Source organism: Marivita sp. S2033 (assembly GCF_046592965.1).
Lineage (GTDB): Bacteria > Pseudomonadota > Alphaproteobacteria > Rhodobacterales > Rhodobacteraceae > Marivita.
This window is the reverse complement of sequence record NZ_JBISBV010000001.1, coordinates 583,663-604,234: the sequence shown is the minus strand read 5'-3', so window position 1 is coordinate 604,234 and position 20,572 is coordinate 583,663. Positions and strand designations below refer to the sequence as shown.

The 20,572-nt window shown below is 62.0% G+C and carries 17 protein-coding genes; 7 read left to right on the top strand and 10 right to left on the bottom strand.

The features are described from left to right. Window position 1: 1 nt before the first annotated feature. The 3 genes from ACGKZZ_RS02825 to ACGKZZ_RS02815 form a co-directional block, all read right to left on the bottom strand. Window positions 2-2,137: a peptidoglycan -binding protein gene (locus ACGKZZ_RS02825; RefSeq protein WP_411221913.1), complete on the bottom strand. Its 2,136-nt coding sequence runs from the start codon at window positions 2,135-2,137 to the stop codon at window positions 2-4. A 3-nt stretch (window positions 2,138-2,140) separates the two neighbouring features. Then, window positions 2,141-3,331 carry a biopolymer transporter ExbB gene (locus ACGKZZ_RS02820; protein ID WP_411221912.1) on the bottom strand — a complete coding sequence of 397 codons (1,191 nt, stop codon included), beginning with the start codon at window positions 3,329-3,331 and terminating at the stop codon, window positions 2,141-2,143. 74 nt (window positions 3,332-3,405) lie between these two features. Continuing rightward, window positions 3,406-3,933, bottom strand: coding sequence for a gamma-glutamylcyclotransferase (locus ACGKZZ_RS02815; RefSeq protein ID WP_411221911.1), 528 nt, complete (start codon window positions 3,931-3,933; stop codon window positions 3,406-3,408). A gap of 67 nt (window positions 3,934-4,000) precedes the next feature. Here ACGKZZ_RS02815 and ACGKZZ_RS02810 point away from each other — a divergent pair, with 67 nt between their 5' ends. The 4 genes from ACGKZZ_RS02810 (at window position 4,001) to ACGKZZ_RS02795 (ending at window position 9,498) form a co-directional block, all read left to right on the top strand. Continuing rightward, window positions 4,001-4,972, top strand: coding sequence for a DUF2125 domain-containing protein (locus ACGKZZ_RS02810; RefSeq protein WP_411221910.1), 972 nt, complete (start codon window positions 4,001-4,003; stop codon window positions 4,970-4,972). Window positions 4,973-5,026: 54 nt separating this feature from the next. Further along, window positions 5,027-6,301 carry an acetylornithine deacetylase/succinyl-diaminopimelate desuccinylase family protein gene (locus ACGKZZ_RS02805; protein WP_411221909.1) on the top strand — a complete coding sequence of 425 codons (1,275 nt, stop codon included), beginning with the start codon at window positions 5,027-5,029 and terminating at the stop codon, window positions 6,299-6,301. 169 nt (window positions 6,302-6,470) lie between these two features. Then, the gene (locus ACGKZZ_RS02800; RefSeq protein ID WP_411221908.1) at window positions 6,471-7,946 is read left to right on the top strand and encodes an ABC transporter substrate-binding protein; all 1,476 of its coding nucleotides are present in this window, start codon (window positions 6,471-6,473) and stop codon (window positions 7,944-7,946) included. An 82-nt stretch (window positions 7,947-8,028) separates the two neighbouring features. Next, window positions 8,029-9,498, top strand: coding sequence for a PLP-dependent aminotransferase family protein (locus ACGKZZ_RS02795; protein ID WP_411221907.1), 1,470 nt, complete (start codon window positions 8,029-8,031; stop codon window positions 9,496-9,498). Here ACGKZZ_RS02795 and ACGKZZ_RS02790 read toward each other — a convergent pair. Further along, window positions 9,491-10,531, bottom strand: a complete 1,041-nt coding sequence (locus ACGKZZ_RS02790; protein ID WP_411221906.1) for an NAD(P)/FAD-dependent oxidoreductase — start codon at window positions 10,529-10,531, stop codon at window positions 9,491-9,493. The two genes, ACGKZZ_RS02795 and ACGKZZ_RS02790, sit on opposite strands and share 8 nt — an antisense overlap. Before the next feature lie 47 nt (window positions 10,532-10,578). On the opposite strand from ACGKZZ_RS02790, the gene mnmD reads away from it, so the two are divergent. Beyond that, window positions 10,579-11,256: a tRNA (5-methylaminomethyl-2-thiouridine)(34)-methyltransferase MnmD gene (gene mnmD / locus ACGKZZ_RS02785; protein WP_411221905.1), complete on the top strand. Its 678-nt coding sequence runs from the start codon at window positions 10,579-10,581 to the stop codon at window positions 11,254-11,256. Beyond that, window positions 11,253-12,119 (top strand): DMT family transporter, encoded by an 867-nt coding sequence (locus ACGKZZ_RS02780; RefSeq protein ID WP_411221904.1) that lies wholly within the window; start codon window positions 11,253-11,255, stop codon window positions 12,117-12,119. The genes mnmD and ACGKZZ_RS02780 overlap by 4 nt, the downstream gene beginning before the upstream one ends. On the opposite strand, the gene ACGKZZ_RS02775 is transcribed toward ACGKZZ_RS02780, so the two are convergent. Continuing rightward, window positions 12,093-14,048, bottom strand: coding sequence for a lytic transglycosylase domain-containing protein (locus tag ACGKZZ_RS02775; RefSeq protein WP_411221903.1), 1,956 nt, complete (start codon window positions 14,046-14,048; stop codon window positions 12,093-12,095). The two genes, ACGKZZ_RS02780 and ACGKZZ_RS02775, sit on opposite strands and share 27 nt — an antisense overlap. A 132-nt stretch (window positions 14,049-14,180) precedes the next feature. On the opposite strand from ACGKZZ_RS02775, the gene dapA reads away from it, so the two are divergent. After that, complete coding sequence (gene dapA / locus ACGKZZ_RS02770) at window positions 14,181-15,056, top strand: 4-hydroxy-tetrahydrodipicolinate synthase (RefSeq protein WP_411221902.1); 876 nt, start codon at window positions 14,181-14,183, stop codon at window positions 15,054-15,056. A gap of 54 nt (window positions 15,057-15,110) precedes the next feature. Here the strand turns inward: dapA and ACGKZZ_RS02765 are convergent, their stop codons facing one another. The 5 genes from ACGKZZ_RS02765 to purH form a co-directional block, all read right to left on the bottom strand. After that, window positions 15,111-16,436 carry a M16 family metallopeptidase gene (locus ACGKZZ_RS02765; protein WP_411221901.1) on the bottom strand — a complete coding sequence of 442 codons (1,326 nt, stop codon included), beginning with the start codon at window positions 16,434-16,436 and terminating at the stop codon, window positions 15,111-15,113. After that, window positions 16,433-17,776, bottom strand: a complete 1,344-nt coding sequence (locus ACGKZZ_RS02760; RefSeq protein WP_411221900.1) for a M16 family metallopeptidase — start codon at window positions 17,774-17,776, stop codon at window positions 16,433-16,435. Before ACGKZZ_RS02760 ends, ACGKZZ_RS02765 begins: the two co-directional genes overlap by 4 nt. Before the next feature lie 107 nt (window positions 17,777-17,883). After that, window positions 17,884-18,411: a DUF3035 domain-containing protein gene (locus ACGKZZ_RS02755; protein ID WP_411221899.1), complete on the bottom strand. Its 528-nt coding sequence runs from the start codon at window positions 18,409-18,411 to the stop codon at window positions 17,884-17,886. A 59-nt stretch (window positions 18,412-18,470) separates the two neighbouring features. Next, complete coding sequence (lspA, locus tag ACGKZZ_RS02750; RefSeq protein WP_411221898.1) at window positions 18,471-18,941, bottom strand: signal peptidase II; 471 nt, start codon at window positions 18,939-18,941, stop codon at window positions 18,471-18,473. 22 nt (window positions 18,942-18,963) lie between these two features. Further along, window positions 18,964-20,553: a bifunctional phosphoribosylaminoimidazolecarboxamide formyltransferase/IMP cyclohydrolase gene (gene purH, locus ACGKZZ_RS02745; RefSeq protein ID WP_411221897.1), complete on the bottom strand. Its 1,590-nt coding sequence runs from the start codon at window positions 20,551-20,553 to the stop codon at window positions 18,964-18,966. Window positions 20,554-20,572: the final 19 nt, after the last annotated feature.

Here is a 20,572-nt window from a genome sequence, read left to right as displayed (position 1 = left end):
GCTACTGCTCTGTCAATTTCAATTCGATCCGACGGTTCTGCGCCCGCGCCTCTGGCGTGTCGTCGGTATTCACCGGTTGATATTGCCCGAACCCGTTTGCCGCCAGGCGCTGCGGCGGGATGTCCAGGAAGTTGATCATGTAGCGCACGACCGACAACGCCCGCGCCTGCGACAGCTCCCAATTGTCTACAAACTCGCCAAGGCCTGACAGCGGCACGTCATCAGTATGACCGTCAACGCGGATCACCCAGTTGATCTCTTCCGGAATATCGGCGGCCACATCGCGCAGGATTGCAGCGACATTCGCAATTTCACGCCGCCCGTCCACGGAAAGCGCCGCCTGTCCCGGCGGGAAGAGCACTTCAGAGGAAAAGACGAACCGGTCGCCCTCGATACGCACTCCCTCACGGGCACCCAGCACGTCGCGCAGACGGCCAAAGAACTCCGAACGATAGCGCTCCAGATCCTGCTTTTCGCCTTCAAGGCGTTGGCGTTCCTCTTCAAGACGCTGACGCTCGGCTTCTTCCAACTGCCGCCGCCGCCGCTCCTCGGCGGCAACGCGGGCCAGTGCGGTGTTCAATTCGCTGCCAAGACTCTCCAGTTGGATTTGCGCTTCACTGTCGCGCATCTCGGCCTCATCGAGGAGCGATTGCAACGACGATAATTGCCGCCGCAATGCGCCAACCTGTTGGTTCAGCAACTCGGTCTGACGTTGCGCCGCAGTCGCCCTCTCGCTTTCCTCCTGCAACCGGGCACGTGCTTCAGACAGCAGAACCTGCCGTTCCTCGGCGGTGGACATCCGGTCTTGCAGCGCAGTTTCAGCGGCGATCTTCGCGGCAAGCGCCGCCGCCAATTGATCCCGCGTCTCACCGAGCGACGCATCAATGGTCGACTGTTCGGCCAGCGCGGCCGCAAGACGCTCTTCCAACGATTTTTCCTGCGCGACCCGCGCCGCTGCGTCCGCCTGTGCATCTGCCAAGGCTTGCCGCAAGGCATCGACCGTGGCCATCATGTCTGCACTGGTTTGCTCCGAAGCGGTAAGATCTTCGCTCAGCTCGGCGTTTTGTGACCGCAATTCCTCCAGCCGCGCCTCCAGAGCGTTGGCCTCTGACACCCGGATCAGAGCCTCCGACAACCGCGCTTCCAATGAGGTCAGCGTTGTCTGGTCAACCTGAGCGCGCCCGAGATCAGCTTCCAATGCGTCGATTTCATCTGCCTGCGCGTCAAGGCGCGCCTGCAGGGACGCCGCCGTTTCCTCGCCCTCCAGCAGGGCGGCCGCCAGTCTTGCGTTCAAGTCCGCCTCTGACCCGCGCGCCGCCGCCAAAAGGGTCAGCGTTTCTTCCGCCTGTGCACGTTGTTGCTCGAGCGCCATTGTCATCGCGGTCAGCTCTGCATCAGCCTCTTGCAGCCGCGCGCGCAATGCCTCTGCCGCCGCCGCTTCGGTCAGCTTTGCCGCCTCTTCCTCGCTCAACGCGGTCTCAAGGGTTTCGACCTGCTCACTCAAAGCGCCAATCTCTGCCGCCGTTTCTTCGCTGCGCGTGCGCAAATCGGCAACCAACGCCTCCAGCGCTTCACGTTTTGCCGCAGCCAGGCGCGCTGCCTCGGCCTGGGCGTCAATTTCACCTCGCGCAGATGAAAGAGCGAGATTGAGCGCCTCTTGCTCACTCATCAGCCGGTCTCGAACCGCCGTGAGATCCGCCGCCTGATCGCGCGCTTCATCGCGTTGCGACAACAGCCCGGCGACCTGCTCCTCGAATGACGCGATACGCGCATCGGCGGCGTCCAACGCCGCCGCCTGACGGTCGCGCGTCGCCGATAGGGATGCAATGATCGCGTCCTGCTCGGTCAGCCGGGTTTGCGTGTCGTCCAGCGTGGCATTCAAAGCGCCGAGCTCATTGCGCAACGCCACGGTTCGCTGCCGCTCCAACCCCAGAGCACTGGCCAGCTCCGCAATTTCCGAGGACAGCGAATTCAGCTGCGTTTCCTGACCTGTTATGGTGTCGCGCAATACCGCCTGCACAACCATGAAAATGGTCAGCACGAACATCAGCACCAGCAGAAGCCCGGTCATGGCATCTACGAATCCCGGCCAGATCGAGGCCTGAAACCTTGCTCCGGTGCGCCGCGACAACGCCATCGCCTAGCCCTCGCCCTTGCCCGAGCCTCGGCCAGCCATGCGCGCGATCCGGTCCATCGCCCGTGCGATCCCGCTTAGATCGGTGCGCAGTTCGGCCATCGATTCCTGCCGCCCGGCCGATATTTCCTCAAGGATGCGCAGCATCTGCACATCGATCGAACGCAACCGCATCCGGCTTTCCGCATCCAGTCCCTCGTTGGCAGCTTTGTGCTCCAACACCTCGATCAACCGCTCCTGCCCCTCGGCAATGCGGGAAAACGCCTTCGCGGTGGGTGCGCTGGCCTCCATGCGTTCGGTCATCCGCTCCAGAGCGTCTCCAAGTTGGCCCAGACGGTTCTCCACCTCCGAGCGGCCCTCTTCCGAGCGCGCGAACAGCAGTTGCAGCGATTCCATATTGTCGACCATCTGGTCCATGAGAACGGCAGTCACATCCGCATCGGCCGCAGCGTCACCATCACCGCTGGAATACCCCAACCGCGTGATCGAACTCAGCCACTCTTCCAACTCGCGGTAAAACCGGTTCTGGCCATGCCCCGCAAACAGCTCCAGCAGCCCAACCACCAACGATCCGGCGAGCCCCAGCAAAGACGACGCAAAGGCAACGCCCATGCCCGACAACTGGCTGTCCAATCCCTGCATGAGCCGCGAGAACACTTCCGTCCCGGTTTCGCCATCTTCGGGTGCAAGCCCCCGGATCGTATCGACCAGAGCCGGAACGGTCGTGGCAAGCCCGTAAAACGTGCCCAAAAGGCCCAGGAAAATCAAAAGGTTGACGATATATCGCGTAATCTCGCGCGCTTCGTCTATGCGGGTGGCGACGGAATCCAGAATGGAGCGGGTCGATGCCGTGTTGATCTGCATCCGCTTGCCGCGCGATCGCAGCAAAGTTGCCAACGGTGCCAAAAGCAACGGTGCCGACGTTTGAAAACTATGATCCTTTTCGCGGGCAAATGCCTCGATCCAGCGCACAGACTGGATCAGTTGCCACACCTGCCAAAAGCAAGCCAGAACGCCGATCCCGAACACGAAGATGATAAAACCGTTGAGATACGGGTTGGCCTCGAAGACCGGCAACACCCGCGGCAATGCCAGAAACGCCCCGGAGCCGGTCAGCCCCAGAACGACAAGCATCATCAACACCTGACGCACAGGCTGTGAAAAATGTGGCTCGGCCTCGATGTCCGGCTGGTCCATACGGACAGTTCCTGACGCACGTTTCTTGTTCTTCGGCACCGACACTAGGCGCAAAAGCACCAATCTCCAAGCAGTTAAGCGATCAGGGCCCGCACACGCGCGCTCAGCCATTCCAGATCCGTGTCCGGGATGCCAAGCTCCGCAAGATGCGCCGCGGTGTTGAACAGATATTCGCTGTTCGGCCCGCGACCGCCAACCGCTCTGGCGATGATCCGCGCCTGTTCTTCCAGATCAAGCGCGCAATACTGAACGTGATCGGGATCAATGACATACGTAACCGCCGTCACTTCGCGCCCGTCGCTGAACCGGATCGGCAAGAGCTTTTCCAGATACGCCGCCGAGACCAGTTCACGTTCGCGCAAATAGGCCATTGTCGCGTCATATTCAGCCTCGTGCATCTGCATCGCCAGGCCATCACACAGGCTGCCAGGATGTTCGTCCAGCGCCAGCACCAGCCCCGGATCGGTTTCGGTGCCCCGATGATGGATCGAGCGCATACAAAAGCTGCGCGAATAATTCGCGAGCCGCGCATGGGCCGTCGCAACCGGCGTGAAACCCGGATTCCACAAGAGCGATCCGTATCCGAAAACCCAAAGCGTCATGTCACTGGTCCTGCTGGCATGAGCGCGATAAACACCAAACACGCGGCAGACAAAAGGGGGTACGCGGATGAAACGGCTTTTCGCGGCCATTCTTGTGGCAACGCTAGGCTATTGCGCCTGGTGGTTCTATGCGGCCCACACGATGCGCGTCAGCGTCGAGAACTGGTTTCAGGCCCAGCGCGATCAAGGGTGGACCGCTGAATACCAAGATCTTGAAATTCGCGGCTTCCCCAACCGGACAGATCTCACCGTGACAGGCCCGTTGCTGCGGTCTCCGGACGGCCAACACGGATGGCAAGCACCGTTCTTTCAGGTGCTCAGCCTCAGTTACAACCATGCGCATGTGATCGTTGCATGGGCCGACACCCAGACGCTGTTCACGCCGTCCGGTGAGGTGTCGGTGGGGTCCGACGGCTTGCGCGCCAGCGTCGTGCGCGAACACACGCAATTTCTGCGCAGCAACGTTGAGGCATCCGTGCTCAACCTGACACTGCCGGATCATTCCATCGCGCTCGCGGGCGTGAACGCCGCGCTGCACAAGGTCGAACCGAGCGACGCGAGCTATCGTCTGGCGCTGACCGTCGACGGCATTGCCTTGCCTGACCTGCCAAACAGCGGTGGCTTGGCGCCCGAATCCCTCTCCAATCTGCGCGCCGACACCGTCGTCACCCTGAGCGGCCCGCTGAACGGCTCCGCCAACCCCGCTGCGCGCCTCACACATCTTGCCGTGCGACACAGCGAAATCAGCTATGGTGCACTGACACTCCGGATCACCGGCGATGCCGACATCGATCCGCTGGGCTATCCGACTGGCACCGTCACGATCAAGGCTGACAACTGGCGCGAAAGCCTGAACGCTGCGCGCGAAAAGGGTGACCTCCCGCCAGCGCTGTCGGATGGCGTGATCGACATGTTGACCCTGCTCTCCGGTCTCAGCGGATCGCGCGATGCGCTTGATGTCACGCTTGGCTTGACATCGGGAGCCGTCTTTCTCGGACCGTTGAAAATCGGCCAGCTACCACCGCTTCTCTTGCGCTGAAGCTTGCCAAGCCGCCACGGCGCCGCGACACTGGCGCGCAAAGCAAGGTGAGACATGACCGACAGGCTGTTCCAAAGGATTGACGAGGCGCGCGACGACGTGATCGCATTGACGCGAGACCTGATCGCGATTCCAACATTGAACCCTCCGGGCCGGAATTACGCCGCGATCTGCGACTATCTTGACACCCGTCTCTCCGGGTCCGGATTCCAAACCACCTGGGTGCGTGCAGAAGGCGCCCCCGGCGACAGCGAGCGCTTTCCGCGCTGGAACCTGATCGCGCGCCATGACGGCAAGGCCAGCGGCGACTGCGTGCATTTCAACTCGCACACCGATGTTGTCGAAGTGGGCCACGGTTGGACCCGCGATCCCTTCGGCGGCGCGCTTGAGGGTGACAGGATTTACGGCCGCGGTGCCTGCGACATGAAAGGCGGGCTGGCAGCGTCCATCATTGCCGCCGAAGCCTTCATCGCCCAGCACCCCGACTACACTGGCGCAATCGAAATCAGCGGCACGGCAGATGAAGAATCCGGCGGCTATGGCGGCGTGGCCTACCTCGCCGAACATGGCTGGTTCGATCCAGCGCGCGTGCAGCATGTCATCATTCCCGAACCGCTCAACAAGGACCGCATCTGCCTGGGTCACCGCGGCGGCTGGTGGGCCGAGATCGAGACCAAGGGCGAGATTGCGCACGGCTCCATGCCCTTTCTCGGCGATTGCGCGGTGCGCCACATGGGGGCGGTGCTTCAAGCGTTCGAAGACACGCTCTTCCCGGCAATGGCATCGCGGCGCACCGACATGCCCGTCGTTCCCGAAGGCGCGCGGCAATCGACTATGAACATCAATTCGGTTCATGGCGGACAGGCCGAGCAATCCGAGGATTACACAGGCCTGCCTGCCCATTGCGTGCCGGATTCCTGCCGCATCGTGATCGACCGCCGTTTCCTTATGGAGGAGCCCGTCGAGGCCGTGCGCCAGGAAGTGATCGACCTGCTCGACGACCTCAAGGCGCGACGCCCGAATTTCGACTACGACATCCGCGAACTCAATCGCGTCATCCCGTCCATGACCGACAAATCCGCACCGGTCGTCACCACAGTGCACGCCGCCATCCGCGACGTGCTTGGTCAGGACCCGACCTATGTCGCTTCCCCCGGCTCCTACGACCAGAAACACATCGACCGGATCGGCAAGCTGCGCAATTGCATTGCCTATGGTCCCGGCGTGCTGGAACTGGCGCATAAACCCGATGAATGGATCGGCGTCACCGACATGCTCGACAGCGCCAAGGTCATGACGCGCAGCCTGCAATCCCTGCTCCTGCCCTGATCGTCTCTGGTTCGAAAATACCTAGGGGGGATCGGGGGGCTGGCCCCCCGACGGGCAATTCTCGCGACCACCGAAATGCGCGCGAAAAAATCCGGCGCTTGATTGCATCGCGATTCCCCATGACACTCGGCAAAACAACCGGGCCTCGCCCGTCAACAGGAGGGACTTCATGAAAGCCCGTTTTCTCGGCGCCGCCGCAAGCGCGATGCTGCTCTGCACACCTGCGTTTGCCCAGCAAACCGACATCACCATCGCACTGCAACTTGAACCGCCGCATCTCGATCCGACCAGCGCCGCAGCCGGTGCGATCGACTCGGTGCTCTACACCAACGTGTTCGAAGGCCTGACGCGGTTCATGTCCGACGGCTCTGTGGTCGCCGGACTGGCCGAAAGCTGGGACATCAGCGAAGACGGCACGGTCTACACCTTCAAGCTTCGCGATGGCGTCACCTTCCATGACGGCACAACGATGGATTCCGAGGACGTCAAGTTCTCGCTCGACCGCGCCCGTGCCGATGACAGCGCCAATGCGCAAAAGGCTCTGTTCGAAGGCATCGCAGAGGTGAACGCCGTCGACCCCTCAACTGTCGAGATCACACTTTCCGCGCCAGACGGCAACTTCCTGTTCAACCTGGCCTGGGGCGACGCCGTGATCGTCGCGCCCGAGAGCATCGACACGATCAAGCAGACGCCGATCGGCACCGGCGCGTTCAAATTCGACGAATGGGTTCAGGGCGACCGGATCGAGCTGTCGCGCAACCCCGACTACTGGGGCGACGCGCCGGCGCTGGATTCGGCGACATTCAAGTTCATCTCCGATCCCACAGCCGCCTTTGCCGCTATGATGGCGCAGGATATCGACGCCTTCGCCGGATTTCCAGCGCCCGAAAATCTGCCCCAGTTCGAAGCCGACCCGCGGTTTCAGGTTCTTGTCGGCTCGACCGAGGGCGAGACGATCTTGGCGATGAACAACAAGCTTCCCCCGTTCGATGATGTGCGTGTCCGTGAGGCTGTTGCCCATGCGATTGACCGCCAAGCCGTGATCGACGGCGCGATGTTCGGTCTGGGCACACCCATCGGCACGCATTTCGCGCCCCACAATCCCGACTATCTCGACCTGACGGCGCAATCCGCCTTTGATCCGGAAAGATCCAAGGCGCTGCTGGCCGAAGCTGGTTTGCCCGATGGCTTCACCACGACGTTGAAGCTGCCGCCGCCCTCCTATGCCCGGCGTGGCGGTGAAATCATCGCATCGCAACTGCGCGCTGTGGGCATCCAGACCGAGATCACCAATCTCGAATGGGCGCAATGGCTCGAAGAAGTGTTTCGCGGCAAGGATTTCGGCCTGACCATCGTCAGCCACACCGAACCGTTCGATATCGGCATCTACGCGCGGCCCGATTACTACTTTCAATACGACAATCCGGCGTTGCAATCGCTGATGACCCAGCTTGGCGAAACGACAAACCCCGAACAGCGCACCGCCCTGCTGCATCAGGCGCAGACCATCATCGCGGACGATTATGTCAACGCCTATCTGTTCCAACTTGCGTTCCCGACAATCGCAGACGCACGCATCAAAGGTCTTTGGCAGAACGCGCCGACCCAGGCAACCGACCTGACCGGCGTGTCTTGGTCTGAATAAAGACAATGGCCGCGGGCGGAGAATCCGCCCCGGCCTTCGGTCCAGATTGCGCATTCCATAAGTCCAGACTAGTCTGACTCGCATGGCCGTACCGCTGGAGACCTTTTTTCTCAAGCCCGACACCAAGGGCACGCTGCAATCGCGCATTCAACAGATGGTGGCCGAAGGCATCCTGTCAGGCCGCTTCCGGCGCGGCGAGAAGCTGCCGTCCACACGAAAGCTTGCCCAGCATCTTGGCGTCAGCCGGATCACCGTCACGCTGGCCTATACCGAATTGTTGTCGAACGACTACCTGTCGTCCAAGGGACGCTCGGGCTATTTCGTGTCCGACACCGCGCCCGAGCCACCGCATTTTGCAGCTGCACCTGCGCGGCAGGATGCGGTCGACTGGGCGCGTGCTTTGGGTCAGAAGTTCACCGGCGGGGCCACACCCGTCAAACCGCAGGACTGGGCGCAATATCGCTACCCGTTCCTTTATGGTCAGACCGATCCGCAACTGTTCGATCATGCCAACTGGCGACACTGTGCGCTGCAAGCTCTTGGCGCCCGAGATTTCGCGGCGCTGACTCGCGATTACTACGATCAGGATGACCCCCAACTGGTCGAATTCATCCTGCGCCACACCCTGCCCCGTCGCGGCATCACCGCCGCTCCAGACGAGGTTCTCATCACGATGGGTGCACAAAACGCGCTTTGGATGACGACGCAGGTTCTCTTGACGCAACGCCGTCAGGCGGTGATCGAAAACCCCTGCTATCCGGCCCTGCGCGACATTCTCACCCAGTCGCGTTGCCACCGATGCGCGGTCGATGTCGACAAGGATGGGCTGCCGCCTTCTGACATTCCGGCCAACACCGACGTGATCTTCACCACGCCCAGCCACCAGTGCCCCACGTCCCACACCATGCCCTTGGCGCGCAGACAGGCCCTGCTTGAGCGCGCCCGCGCGCTTGACGCCTTGATCGTCGAGGATGATTACGAATTCGAAATGGCCTACCTCAAGCCGCCAATGCCCGCGCTCAAAAGTCTCGATGGCGACGGACGGGTGATCTATGTCGGCAGCTTTTCCAAATCTCTCTTTCCCGGTCTGAGGCTCGGCTACCTTGTCGGCTCGGCCCCGTTCATCCGCGAAGCCCGCGCGTTGCGCGCGTCAATCCTGCGCCACCCGCCCGGCCTGATGCAACGCACCACCGCCTATTTTCTGAGCCTCGGCCATTACGACAGCCTGATCCGGCGCACTGGCAAAGCGCTGGCCGACAGGCGCGCCATTATGGAACATGCGATCCGCAAACATGATCTGAGGATCGCCGGTCAAGGCGCCTATGGCGGGTCGTCCTTCTGGATGCGCGCGCCCGACCATATAGACAGCGAAGAGCTTGCTACCCGGCTTCGCGAGGCCGGTGTCCTGATCGAACCCGGCACCCCGTTCTTTGCCGGAGACGCCCCGCCGCGCAACTACTACCGCTTGGCCTATAGCTCCATCGCCCAAGCCCGGATCGAGCCGGGCATCGCCGAGATCGCCAAGGCCATTCAGGCCACGCCGTTCACATAGACGCCGCGACGCGGAATCCTTCGGGGATGGCATCGCGCCCGTCGAGCACCAGTTCCGCCATCACATGCGCCACCTTCGGCGCCATGCCAAAGCCGATCTTGAAACCTCCATTGGCGATGAAATGCCCCTCTCGCCCTGGCCACTCCCCCAGCATCGGTGCACGCGATCGGGCGCGCGGGCGCACTCCCGCCCAGCGCGCCACCACCGGCGCATCGGCCAGCACCGGCATTGCGTCAATCGCTTTGGCGATCAGCGCATCGCATTGCGCGTCAATCGTGCTTGGGTCGTCAAATTCCCGCTCGCTGGTCGATCCGATCGCGACCGTTCCATCACCATGCGGAACGATATGCAGCCCATCGACAAAAACCTGCGGCGCATGGCGCGCGTCACATGCAAACGCCGCCGACTGCCCCTTGACGCCCGCGCCCACGGATTTGCCGATCTGCTCTGACAAATCGCGCAAGCCCTGCCAGCCGGTTGCCCAGATCACCGCGCCCCGGTCAGGGGCGTCAGCGACAACTTTGACGCCCTTCGCGCGAAGGGCCGCGACCAATGCCGCGCAAGCCTGTCTCGGATGCATACGCGCAGTCAGGCTGTCCCGGATCAGAAAACCGGTCGCGGAAGATGGCGCAAACGCTCCTGCGTCAACCGCCGGGATTACGTTCCACTCGGCACGCCCCTTCCAAAGCTCTTCGGCACCCGACGTCCGGGACCGCGCCAACTCAAGACCGTGCGTATCGGCAATCGGTTGCAGCCGGCCCAACCGCGCATAGCCCGGATCAACCCCGCCAGCCTCCTGCACCTCGGCCCAAAAGCTCTCCGCCATCAGCAAGCTGTCCAGTTGGAACGCTTTCTTGCCGTTCCAGTTCTCCGGCACATGCGGCGCCAATGCCCCGACCAGGCCACCGCTCGAACCGGCACCGGCGCCGAAGGGATCGACCACCTGCACCGACGCGCCGCGTTGGGTCAGAACCCATGCGATACTCAGTCCGAAAATGCCCGCGCCGCGTACCGTGATTTCGACCATTGCCATTCCGTCAACCCCCCGCCACTGTCTCGCCGCAGGTAAGGTACACCCACATGAAACACCAGTCAGAAGCGCTCGACTGGCGCGACGGAGAGGTTCCCGTCTCGCGCCGGTTCGATGATCCCTATTTTTCCCTCGACGACGGGCTGGCCGAGACGCGGCATGTGTTTCTGGCCGGTAACGATCTGCCCGCGCGGTTCCGCGACGGTTTCCACATCGCCGAGCTTGGCTTCGGCACCGGCCTCAACCTTCTCGCGGCGCTTCAGATGTGGCGCGAAACCAATCAAACCGGAATTCTTTACTTCACCAGCTTCGAAGCCTTCCCGATGCAGCCGCATGATATGATCCGCGCGCAGGCCGCGTTTCCTGAACTGGCCGACATCGCCAATGATCTGCGCCCCCATTGGGAACGTGGGGAAAGGCGCATCACCCTGCCCGATCTGTCGTTCGAAATTGTTGTCGGCGACGCGCGCGAAACGCTCTCAACACTGCGCCACCCCGCGGATGCATGGTTTCTCGACGGTTTCTCTCCTGCCAAGAATCCAGAGCTTTGGGAGCCCGCCCTTCTGGCACAGGTCGCAGCCCACACTGCGCCCCAAGGCACTGCCGCCACTTACACCGCCGCAGGCCATGTGCGGCGCGCACTTGATGCCGCAGGGCTTCTAACTCAGCGCATTCCCGGCTATGGCCGCAAGCGTCACATGACCACTGCCCGGAAAGCTGCCGAATGACCACCACGAACAACACGCTCGGCATCTGGCTCATGGTGGCTACGACGCTGGTTTTCGCCGTGCAGGACGGCCTGTCGCAGCACCTGGCCAGCACCTACAACGTGCTGATGATCGTGATGATCCGATACTGGTTCTTCGCGGCCTTTGTCGTCGTCATCGCCACCCGTCGCGCCGGAGGGGTCAGGGCCGCTGCTGCAACCACGCAACCGAAGCTACAGGTGTTTCGCGGCCTGTTATTGGTCAGCGAAATCTGCGTGATGGTGCTGTCCTTCACCTATCTCGGCCTTGTCGAGACCCATGCGGTATTCGCCTGCTATCCCTTGCTGATCGCGGCCCTGTCCGGCCCGGTGCTGGGCGAATATGTCGGCTGGCGGCGCTATGCGGCGATCGGTGTCGGCTTCGTCGGCATACTGATCATTCTGCAACCCGGTTTGGGCGTGTTTTCCCCATTTGCGATTCTCCCCGCCATTGCCGCAACGATGTTCGCGCTTTACGGGCTGCTCACCCGCTACGCCGCGCGCCGCGACGGTGCGGCCACCAGCTTTTTCTGGACCGGGACCGTCGGCGCGATTGCGATCACCTTGGTGGGCGTCTGGTTCTGGGAGCCGATGACCGGCACCGACTGGGCATTGATGTCAGCGCTCTGCGTGACGGGCGCTTTGGGGCATTTTCTGCTCATCAAATGCTATGACGTGGCCGAAGCCAGTGCGGTCCAGCCGTTCGCCTACCTGCAATTGCCGTTCGTGGTCAGCATCGGCCTTCTGGTGTTCAACGAAACGGTCGAAACCCATGTTGTCGTCGGCGGTGCACTGATCGTGTCGGCTGGCCTCTTCACCCTATGGCGTGCGCGGCAGAAGGGTTGATCCGGCCAGTTCTTCCGAAAACGGCACCGGATGCGGTTCTCGCCCCAAGCGCGCGCGGTACATTGGCAGGCTTTCGGTCACCCGCATGACGTAGTTGCGCGTTTCGGTAAACGGAATGTGCTCGATCCAGTCGATGATCTCCATACCCCCCGCCCGCGGATCGCCGCGCTCTCGCATCCAGCGCTCAGGCCGGCTCGGTCCGGCATTGTAGCCGGCGGCAATCATCACCGCATTGCCGTTGAACTGCTCGGCCAAGCGTTCCAGGTAGGCGCTCCCCAGAACGGCGTTATACACCGGGTCGGCCAGCAGCTTGGTCTCGGAATAGTCCACTTGCAGCCAACCCGCGACCTCCCTCGCCGTGCCCGGCATCACCTGCATCAACCCGCGCGCCCCGACGGGCGAAATGACCAGCGGATCGAATTCGGATTCGCGCCGCGCAATTGCCAGAACAAGCTCGGTCGGAACGGGATGCGACAGCTCGGCTACCGGGTGCAACGCATAATAGGGCGCATGGATTTCATATCCGGATTGCGCCGCGCGTTTGCCAAGCATGACCTGAATATGAGGCTGCCCCAAATCCTCCAACATCTGTCCAAGCTGTCCGATCTCGCGACGCTCGAGACTCTCGGCAAGATGGGTCAGGAACCGCTCGGCCAGCACCGCTTCCTCGGCATCCAGAAGCAGGATCGCGGCAGTAAACACCGAACTGGTGGTGAACTCAGCATCGCGCCAGTCGGCAAAGGCTTCTTTTCCCGAAAGGCGCGGATCGGGTGCGATCCCGCCGCGCTCTGCCGCCAACAGGCCGTAAAACGATGTCTGGAATTGGCCGCCAGACGCATAGGCGCGCGCCGCGGCGTCTTTATTGCCTGCCGCTTCATAGGCGCGGCCCAGCCAATACCCGGCGCGGCCCAGCGAGATCGGCGTCTCGACCGCGCCGCGAAACGCGTTGAAATGCGTCACGGCCCGCTTCGGTGCCTCAAGAAACCGCAGGGATAGATACCCCGCCAGCCATTCCAGATCGGCAAAACGCGCGCCCTCGGTCAAATGGTGATTGGCAGCAAGTTCGTAGGCCAGACCGTAATCGCCCGCGCGCATGATCTGGCGCACCAACACCGCGCGCTGACCGGCCCATATCTCTGGCCGACCCAGCGACTCCGCCATTTTCGACCGTGCGCGCAGCAATTCGACGGCATCGTCGGTTCGCCCCTTGCGCATCCGCCATGCGAATCGTTCATAGGCCAGACCTGCGTCCATGCTCAGGGAAGCAGGCACCGCTTCGATCAACCGATCCACTCCCGCCGCGTCCGTGCGCAAGCCGATCCGCGCCGCAGCCAGCGCCGCCTCGCCCTCCCCGACCAAGGGAATCATCGCTTGCGCATTGCTGATCCAGCCCAGCCACAGCATCGCGTCGAGCCGGTCCTTATGGTGTGGCGCCAGAACCTCGCCATAGGCCGCCCGCATCGCCGTGATTTCGTCACTGGCCAAGCTTAATGTTGTCCAGGCGTTCACCAAGGTGGCGTTTGCCTTGTCGGGCTCATCGGCCAGGAATTGCGCGCGTGCCAGAGACAGGGCACCGGCACCCGTTTCGGGAGTGTGATCGGCGTAAAAGACGCGAATCGCCTCGGCAGAGCTTGCCGCGATCGCGCCTTCGCTTTTCTTGCGCAAATAGGGCAGACCGGGCCAATCCGGATTGCGCGCCAGAAAATCCTGCACCTCGCGCGCCGAACCGAGGCCCGCGCGCAGATAGTGCCACAGGATCACATCCAGAGCCGCCTGCCCATCGCCGCGCGCTTCAATCTGTGCGGCGGCCCAGTTGCCCTCGCGCATCAAATCCATCGCCCGCTCCAGGGGGCGTTCGCGCACTTGCGCCATTGTCAGAACGGGCACGATCATCAACCACACCGTCAGAACCGCTTTGAGCCGAATCATGACTTGCATTTTCTCCACTGAAACAGGATAGACGGCTCGCTAAGGATACCCCGCCCCCTGCGACCTTCAAATCACATATGCGGGACGGGTCACTGGTCCACTCAGGCCATAACACATAAAAGGAGCGTGACGATGTTCAAAGGGTCGATGCCTGCACTGATCACACCGTTCAGAAACGGTGCAGTGGATTTTGACACGCTCAAACGTCTGGTCGATTGGCATGTGGATCAGGGCAGCCACGGGCTTGTTCCCGTCGGCACCACCGGCGAAAGCCCGACGCTGACGCATGAGGAACACGAAGACGTCGTGACCTGCGTTGTCGAGGCCGCCAACGGCCGTATCCCCGTTATCGCCGGCGCCGGGTCGAACAACACCGATGAATGCATCCGCTTCGTACAGCACGCGGAAGCTGCGGGCGCGCAAGGCGCTTTGGTGGTGACACCGTATTACAACAAGCCAACCCAGAACGGGCTGATCCAGCACTTCAAGATGGTGCATGACGCCTGCAACCTGCCGATCATCATCTACAACATCCCCGGACGTTCGGCCGTGGATATGCTGCCCAGCACGATGGGCGAGCTGGCCAAGCTGCCGCGCATCGTCGGCGTAAAAGACGCCACAGGCGATCTTGCCCGCGTCTGTGCCCAGCGCATCACCTGCGGGCGCGATTTTATCCAGATTTCCGGTGAAGATGCCACCGCGCATGGCTACAATGCGCAAGGCGGCGTCGGGGTCATCTCGGTCACCGCCAATGCCGCGCCCGCGCTGTGTGCGCAGGTCCAGGAGGCGACGCTTGCAGGCGATTTTGCCACCGCACTTGATCTGCAGGACCGGCTGATGCCACTTCACCACGCGATCTTTGCCGAACCGGGCGTCAGCGGCGCAAAATATGCCATGTATCGGCAGGGCTTGTGCGACGAAGAAATGCGCCCGCCATTGTTTCCGGTGACCCAACCCACCCGCGAGCTGATCGACGCCGGATTGCGCCACGCCGGTCTGTTGAACTGACAAGCCCGTGTCGCACGCAAAGGAGACCGCGCGAGGGCTTCGCGCGGTCCTGAGCTACTGCCCCGGAGCGTCCAGCCCTTCAGGTTGACCGACCACCACAAACCGCAATGCCTCAGGCTTCAGAATACGCGCCGCAACGCGCTTGATGTCATCCAGCGTGAGCGCCTCGATCATGTCGTTGCGCGTGGTCACATATTCGGTCGGCAATCCATCCATCTGCATTCCAACGAGAATATTCGCGATCCGGCCATTGCCATCAAAGCGCAAGGGATACGCCCCGGTGAGATAGGTCTTGGCGCTCTCCAGTTCGGCCTCGGTGACACCGTTTTCGGCCATCTTGGCCCATTCCTCGGTGATCACCTCAATCGCCTCGGCCACCCTGTCATTGGCGCTCGACACACGGCCCAGATATAGCGCTGCGTGATCCTTCGGCACGAGATAGCTGTAGACGCCATATGTCAGTCCGCGCTTTTCGCGCACCTCTTCCATCAATCGCGCCTCAAAGCCGCCGCCACCCAGAATTTCGTTCAGCACATAGGCTGCAAAGAAGTCGGGATCGTCACGGGCGATGCCTTCATGGCCAAAGATCGCCACCGATTGCGGCACGTCGAATGGCACGACGGTCACTCCTGCTTCGGTCGCAACCTCGACATCGGAAGGTTGCGCGACACCCGTGGCGGGCAAATCGGCCAGCAACTCGTCCAGCACCGCGGCCAACTCCTCTGGCGAGATGGCCCCAGCCGCGCCGACATAAACGCGGTCACGCGCCAGTGCGCCTTTGTGCGCGGCAACCAAATCGTCGCGATCAAGGGCTGCCACGCTTTCCTCGGTGCCCTCAATCTCTGATCCGTAAGGGTGATCGCCGAAGACCATCGCGTTGAATTTTGCGCCGACGATCGCATCCGGATCCTGCGCGTCAGAGCGGATCGCCGACACGACCTGCGCCCGCACCCTGTCGATCGCCTGTTGGTCGAACCGAGGCTGGGTCAGCGCATCGCGCAACAAAGCCAGCGCCTCGTCCTGATTTTCGGTGAGGAATCGCGCTGACACTGTTACGGCATCGTCGCTTGCGTTGAAGCTGAAACTCGCCGCCAGAGATTCAGCACGTTCGGCGAACGCTCGCGCGTCCATGTCCGCAGCGCCCTCTTTTAACAATCCGACCATGAGATTGGTCGCGCCGCGCTTGCCCAGCAAGTCGAGCGACGCTCCGCCTTTGAAACGAAGCTCCAGCGCGACGAACGGGATGGAATGTTCTTCCACGAGCCAGGCGTTCACACCACCGGGGCTTTCAACCTCGGATATTTCGATTTCAGCCCGCAACGGCATCGCCATCAAGACGAAAGCGATCATCGGGGCCGCGATTCTCAGGGCAAAGTTCATTGTGTCACCTCAGCAGAGCTGCGCAGGAAACCTGTCACGGCCCTATCGCGATCAAACACCTCACGCGCCGCCGCAATGATCTCGTCCGGCGTGATGGATTGCACGATGTCTGGCCAGTCGTGCACATCTTCGATCGTCAGCCCCGACGTCAGGGCTGCGCCGTAGCGGCGCGCCAGCGAATCGGAATTGTCGAGCGCATAGACCTGCGCGGCACGGAACTGGAACTTGATCCGCTCAAGCTGTTCGGGATCGATGCCGCCTTCCAGAAACTCTGTCACGACCCGATCCATGTCCGCTTCGGCTTCTTCCAGGCTAACCCCCTCGGAGGGCACATTGACCAAGCCGAAGGTTGTGTCATCAAGCGACAGGCCACTGTAAAATGCGCTGGTATAAACCGCGCGCTTGGTCTCGAACTGAAGCTTTTGCGGCAGTACGGATGTTTGCGACCCGCCCAGAATCTCGGCCAGCAACGTCAGTGCCGCCGCCTTGCGCTGATCGCCGGGATCACGTTCCGGAGCCAGATACGTGCGCATCACATAGGGCTGCGCGACACGCGGGTCGCTGAACGACATCCGTCGCTCGGCCATCTGCGGCGGCTCGGTCGGACGCACCCGCTCGGGCAAAGCCTCGTTGCGCGGGATCGGGCCGTAATGCTCCTGCGCCAGCGCCAGAACCTCGTCCGGTATCACATCGCCCGCGACTACCAGAACCGCGTTGTTGGGCGAATAGTACTGTTCGTAATAAGCGAGCGCGTCGTCGAGATCGAGATCCACCATCTCGTGCCGCCAGCCGATGATCGGCGTGCCATAGGGATGGTTGAGATATTGCGCCGCCATGCGCTGTTCGCGAAACAGCGATCCGGGATCGTTCTCGACCCGCTGATTGCGCTCTTCGACAATCACGTCACGCTCGGTCAGAATATCCTCGCGATCGAGTTGCACATTCTTCATCCGGTCCGCTTCAAACTCCATCATCAGACCGAGCCGGTCTGCCGCGACGCGCTGAAAATAGCCGGTATAATCATAGCTGGTGAACGCGTTGTCCGACCCGCCATTGGCCTTGACGATCTCGCTGAACTCTCCCGGTGCGCGCTTTTCGGTGCCCTTGAACAGCAGATGCTCCAGAAAATGCGCGACGCCGGACACCCCGACCTGTTCGTCCGCCGATCCGGCCCGATACCACACCATGTGCATCACCGCAGGCGCGCGATGATCCTCGATCACCACCACATCCATACCGTTATCAAGCTGAAAGGTGCTAACCTGATCTTCGATGGTTTGCGCTCGCAACGGCGCGGCGGCAAGACAGACTGCCCCGGCAAGGGCTATCAGACGATGCATCGGCAATATCTCCGTGAGTTACCCGACAAACCTACGACGTGCACCGACGACTTCAAGCCACCCAACAGCTTTGTGAGCGCTCAGGCGGTTCAAAATGAGCTGTGCTGCTACTGCTGCGGGGGGGCCGACGGTGTCAAAGCACCGGCACGGCGTGCCGCGTCAAGCGTGCGGTAGGCATCAAGCGACTCGCGGCGATAGGCACTGTCATATGTGTCTTGCTTGAACAGCCGCCAGTTGAACAAGGATTTCCGCTCGCGGAAGTCCTGATCCGCGACGGCCAGTTCTTGCCGGATGCCCGGCTGGCGGCCAAACCGCGACGCACGCGCGACAAGCGCCTGATCGCCCGCACCGATACCCGCCTGCGGATCGAGCCGCGAAGGTTCTCCGCCCAGCACCGCAACCGCGTCTCTCAGCGGTGTCTGGTCGGTCCGGTTGGCACCACCCGGTGTCGGTTGCGGCAACCCGCTAAGGGTGTCGGGGGTCGCAAGTGGTTTGTTGGGAACGATGGAAAACTCCTCGGGCGCGCCCGTCGTATTGCGCAACTGGCGCAAGTCCGTGTCGCGCTCACCCGTATCCTGCCCTGCGCTACACGCGGTCAGGGCCATCAGTGCCAGTATCATGATCGTGTGCGGCATTGCTGCTGCCCGCCTCCATATTCGCCTCAAACCTGCTTTAACGCATCCGGCCGCGCCCGTCACGAGGCGTTTTTGCCGCCTGAGAAAAGCGCCAGTCCGATCGCTCCGATAAACACCGAAACATCGGCGACATTGAATGCATAAGGATTGCCAAGCCCACAACATGACACGTTGAGAAAATCCGCCACCGCGCCGTAAAATACCCGGTCCACCACATTGCCCAGCGCGCCACCGATCAAAAGCCCGGCAAAAATCAGCCCCGCCCGCCCCGGCGGCGAGCGGCGCATCCAGACCAGCACGAACAACACGATCCCCAATGCAACCGAAATCAAAACCCATCGCGTCCAGTCCGTATTGCCTGACAGAAGCCCGAAATTGATGCCCGTATTCCACGCCATGCGAAAATTGAGGTAAGGCGGAAACACGTCGATCGCTCCGCGGCGGGCCAGATCCATCACGTGCACCACCCACCATTTGGTGAGCTGGTCGATCACGAAGATCGCAAATGCAACAAGGGTGACAAGACGCATGGGCAGTCCTTCGATGCTGGGTCTAGTGTCGGAAATGCCGCATCCCGGTCATGACCATTGCCAGACCAGCCTCGTCGGCCGCCGCAATCACCTCATCGTCTCGCATGGACCCGCCGGGCTGGATGATGCTCGTCGCCCCGGCGGCCGCTGCTTCCAGCAAACCGTCGGCAAACGGGAAAAACGCATCCGACGCAACCGCACTGCCCCTGGTCAGCGGCTCCGGCAGGCCAAGCGCCTCGGCCATGCGTTCGGCCTTGCGCCCGGCGATCAGAGCGGAATCCAGCCGGCTCATCTGGCCCGCTCCGACACCCACGGTCGCGCCATCTTTGGCGTAGACGATGGCATTGGACTTGACGTGTTTGGCCACCGTCCAGGCAAACAAAAGATCCTGCATCTGCGCCTCGGTCGGCGCGATCCTCGTCACCACCTTCAGGTCATCAGGATCAAGCCGCCCGTTGTCGCGGTTTTGCGCCAGAAATCCGCCAGACACCTGTTTCCATGCCAGCCCCGGCGCGGCGGTGTTGGCGATTCCCTTGGTTTGCAACACGCGAACATTGGTCTTTGGCGCAAAGACATCCTTGGCCGCCTGATCAATTCCGGGCGCAATCACGACTTCGGTGAACACCTCGGCAATGGCCCTGGCGGTCTCGCCGTCAAGCGTCGAGTTCAGCGCAACGATCCCGCCAAACGCTGACGTGCGGTCACAGTCAAACGCCTTTTGATAGGCTTCGAGCAGCGTGCGGCCCGTGGCCACACCACACGGGTTGGCGTGCTTGACAATGACGCAGGCAAAGCCGTCGCGCGGCAGGAATTCCGAAACCAGTTCGAACGCCGCGTCAGTGTCGTTGATGTTGTTGTAGCTCAGCTCCTTGCCCTGCAACTGCGTCGCGGTGGCAACGCCCGGACGCGCCGATCCATCGTGGTAGAAAGCGGCTTTCTGATGCGCGTTCTCTCCATAGCGCAAGGGCTGCGCAAGCGTTCCGGCAAACACCCGACGGCGCGGCGTGGGCTCGTCTATGGCGTCGGCGAGCCATGTGCTGACAGCGGCGTCATAGGCTCCGGTACGGGCATAGGCGATCTGTGCCATCCGGCGACGGAAGGCGAGCGTGGTCTTGCCGTCGTTCTGTTCCAGTTCCTCGGTCAGCGCGGCATAGTCTTCGGTATCGACCAATACAGTGACAAAGGCATGGTTCTTCGCCGCCGCACGGATCATTGCCGGGCCACCGATGTCGATGTTCTCGATGCAGGTGTCGTAATCCGAACCTTTGGCGACCGTGTCCTCAAAGGGATACAAGTTGACCACCAGAAGGTCGATCGGGCCGATGCCATGCTCCTCCATCGCATCGATATGCGCATCATTGTCGCGCAGCGCCAGCAACCCGCCATGCACCATCGGATGCAACGTCTTGACCCGCCCGTCCATCATCTCGGGAAAACCGGTCACGTCCGCCACGTCCGTCACCGCAACGTCGGCATCGCGCAGCGCCTGCGCTGAACCGCCGGTCGACAAAATCTCGACCCCGCGTGCAGCAAGCGTCTGGGCAAGGTCCACAAGCCCGGTTTTATCGGAAACGGACAGTAGCGCGCGGCGGATGGGGGCGAGGTTGGTCATGGCAGCAAGGATCCCAAAT

Bases quoted from the DNA above. Each gene is read 5' to 3' on its own strand.
- ACGKZZ_RS02825 (WP_411221913.1), bottom strand. From the start codon at position 2,137: ATGGCGTTGTCGCGGCGCACCGGAGCAAGGTTTCAGGCCTCGATCTGG.
- ACGKZZ_RS02820 (WP_411221912.1), bottom strand. From the start codon at position 3,331: ATGGACCAGCCGGACATCGAGGCCGAGCCACATTTTTCACAGCCTGTG.
- ACGKZZ_RS02815 (WP_411221911.1), bottom strand. From the start codon at position 3,933: ATGACGCTTTGGGTTTTCGGATACGGATCGCTCTTGTGGAATCCGGGT.
- ACGKZZ_RS02810 (WP_411221910.1), top strand. From the start codon at position 4,001: ATGAAACGGCTTTTCGCGGCCATTCTTGTGGCAACGCTAGGCTATTGC.
- ACGKZZ_RS02805 (WP_411221909.1), top strand. From the start codon at position 5,027: ATGACCGACAGGCTGTTCCAAAGGATTGACGAGGCGCGCGACGACGTG.
- ACGKZZ_RS02800 (WP_411221908.1), top strand. From the start codon at position 6,471: ATGAAAGCCCGTTTTCTCGGCGCCGCCGCAAGCGCGATGCTGCTCTGC.
- ACGKZZ_RS02795 (WP_411221907.1), top strand. From the start codon at position 8,029: ATGGCCGTACCGCTGGAGACCTTTTTTCTCAAGCCCGACACCAAGGGC.
- ACGKZZ_RS02790 (WP_411221906.1), bottom strand. From the start codon at position 10,531: ATGGCAATGGTCGAAATCACGGTACGCGGCGCGGGCATTTTCGGACTG.
- mnmD (WP_411221905.1), top strand. From the start codon at position 10,579: ATGAAACACCAGTCAGAAGCGCTCGACTGGCGCGACGGAGAGGTTCCC.
- ACGKZZ_RS02780 (WP_411221904.1), top strand. From the start codon at position 11,253: ATGACCACCACGAACAACACGCTCGGCATCTGGCTCATGGTGGCTACG.
- ACGKZZ_RS02775 (WP_411221903.1), bottom strand. From the start codon at position 14,048: ATGATTCGGCTCAAAGCGGTTCTGACGGTGTGGTTGATGATCGTGCCC.
- dapA (WP_411221902.1), top strand. From the start codon at position 14,181: ATGTTCAAAGGGTCGATGCCTGCACTGATCACACCGTTCAGAAACGGT.
- ACGKZZ_RS02765 (WP_411221901.1), bottom strand. From the start codon at position 16,436: ATGAACTTTGCCCTGAGAATCGCGGCCCCGATGATCGCTTTCGTCTTG.
- ACGKZZ_RS02760 (WP_411221900.1), bottom strand. From the start codon at position 17,776: ATGCATCGTCTGATAGCCCTTGCCGGGGCAGTCTGTCTTGCCGCCGCG.
- ACGKZZ_RS02755 (WP_411221899.1), bottom strand. From the start codon at position 18,411: ATGCCGCACACGATCATGATACTGGCACTGATGGCCCTGACCGCGTGT.
- lspA (WP_411221898.1), bottom strand. From the start codon at position 18,941: ATGCGTCTTGTCACCCTTGTTGCATTTGCGATCTTCGTGATCGACCAG.
- purH (WP_411221897.1), bottom strand. From the start codon at position 20,553: ATGACCAACCTCGCCCCCATCCGCCGCGCGCTACTGTCCGTTTCCGAT.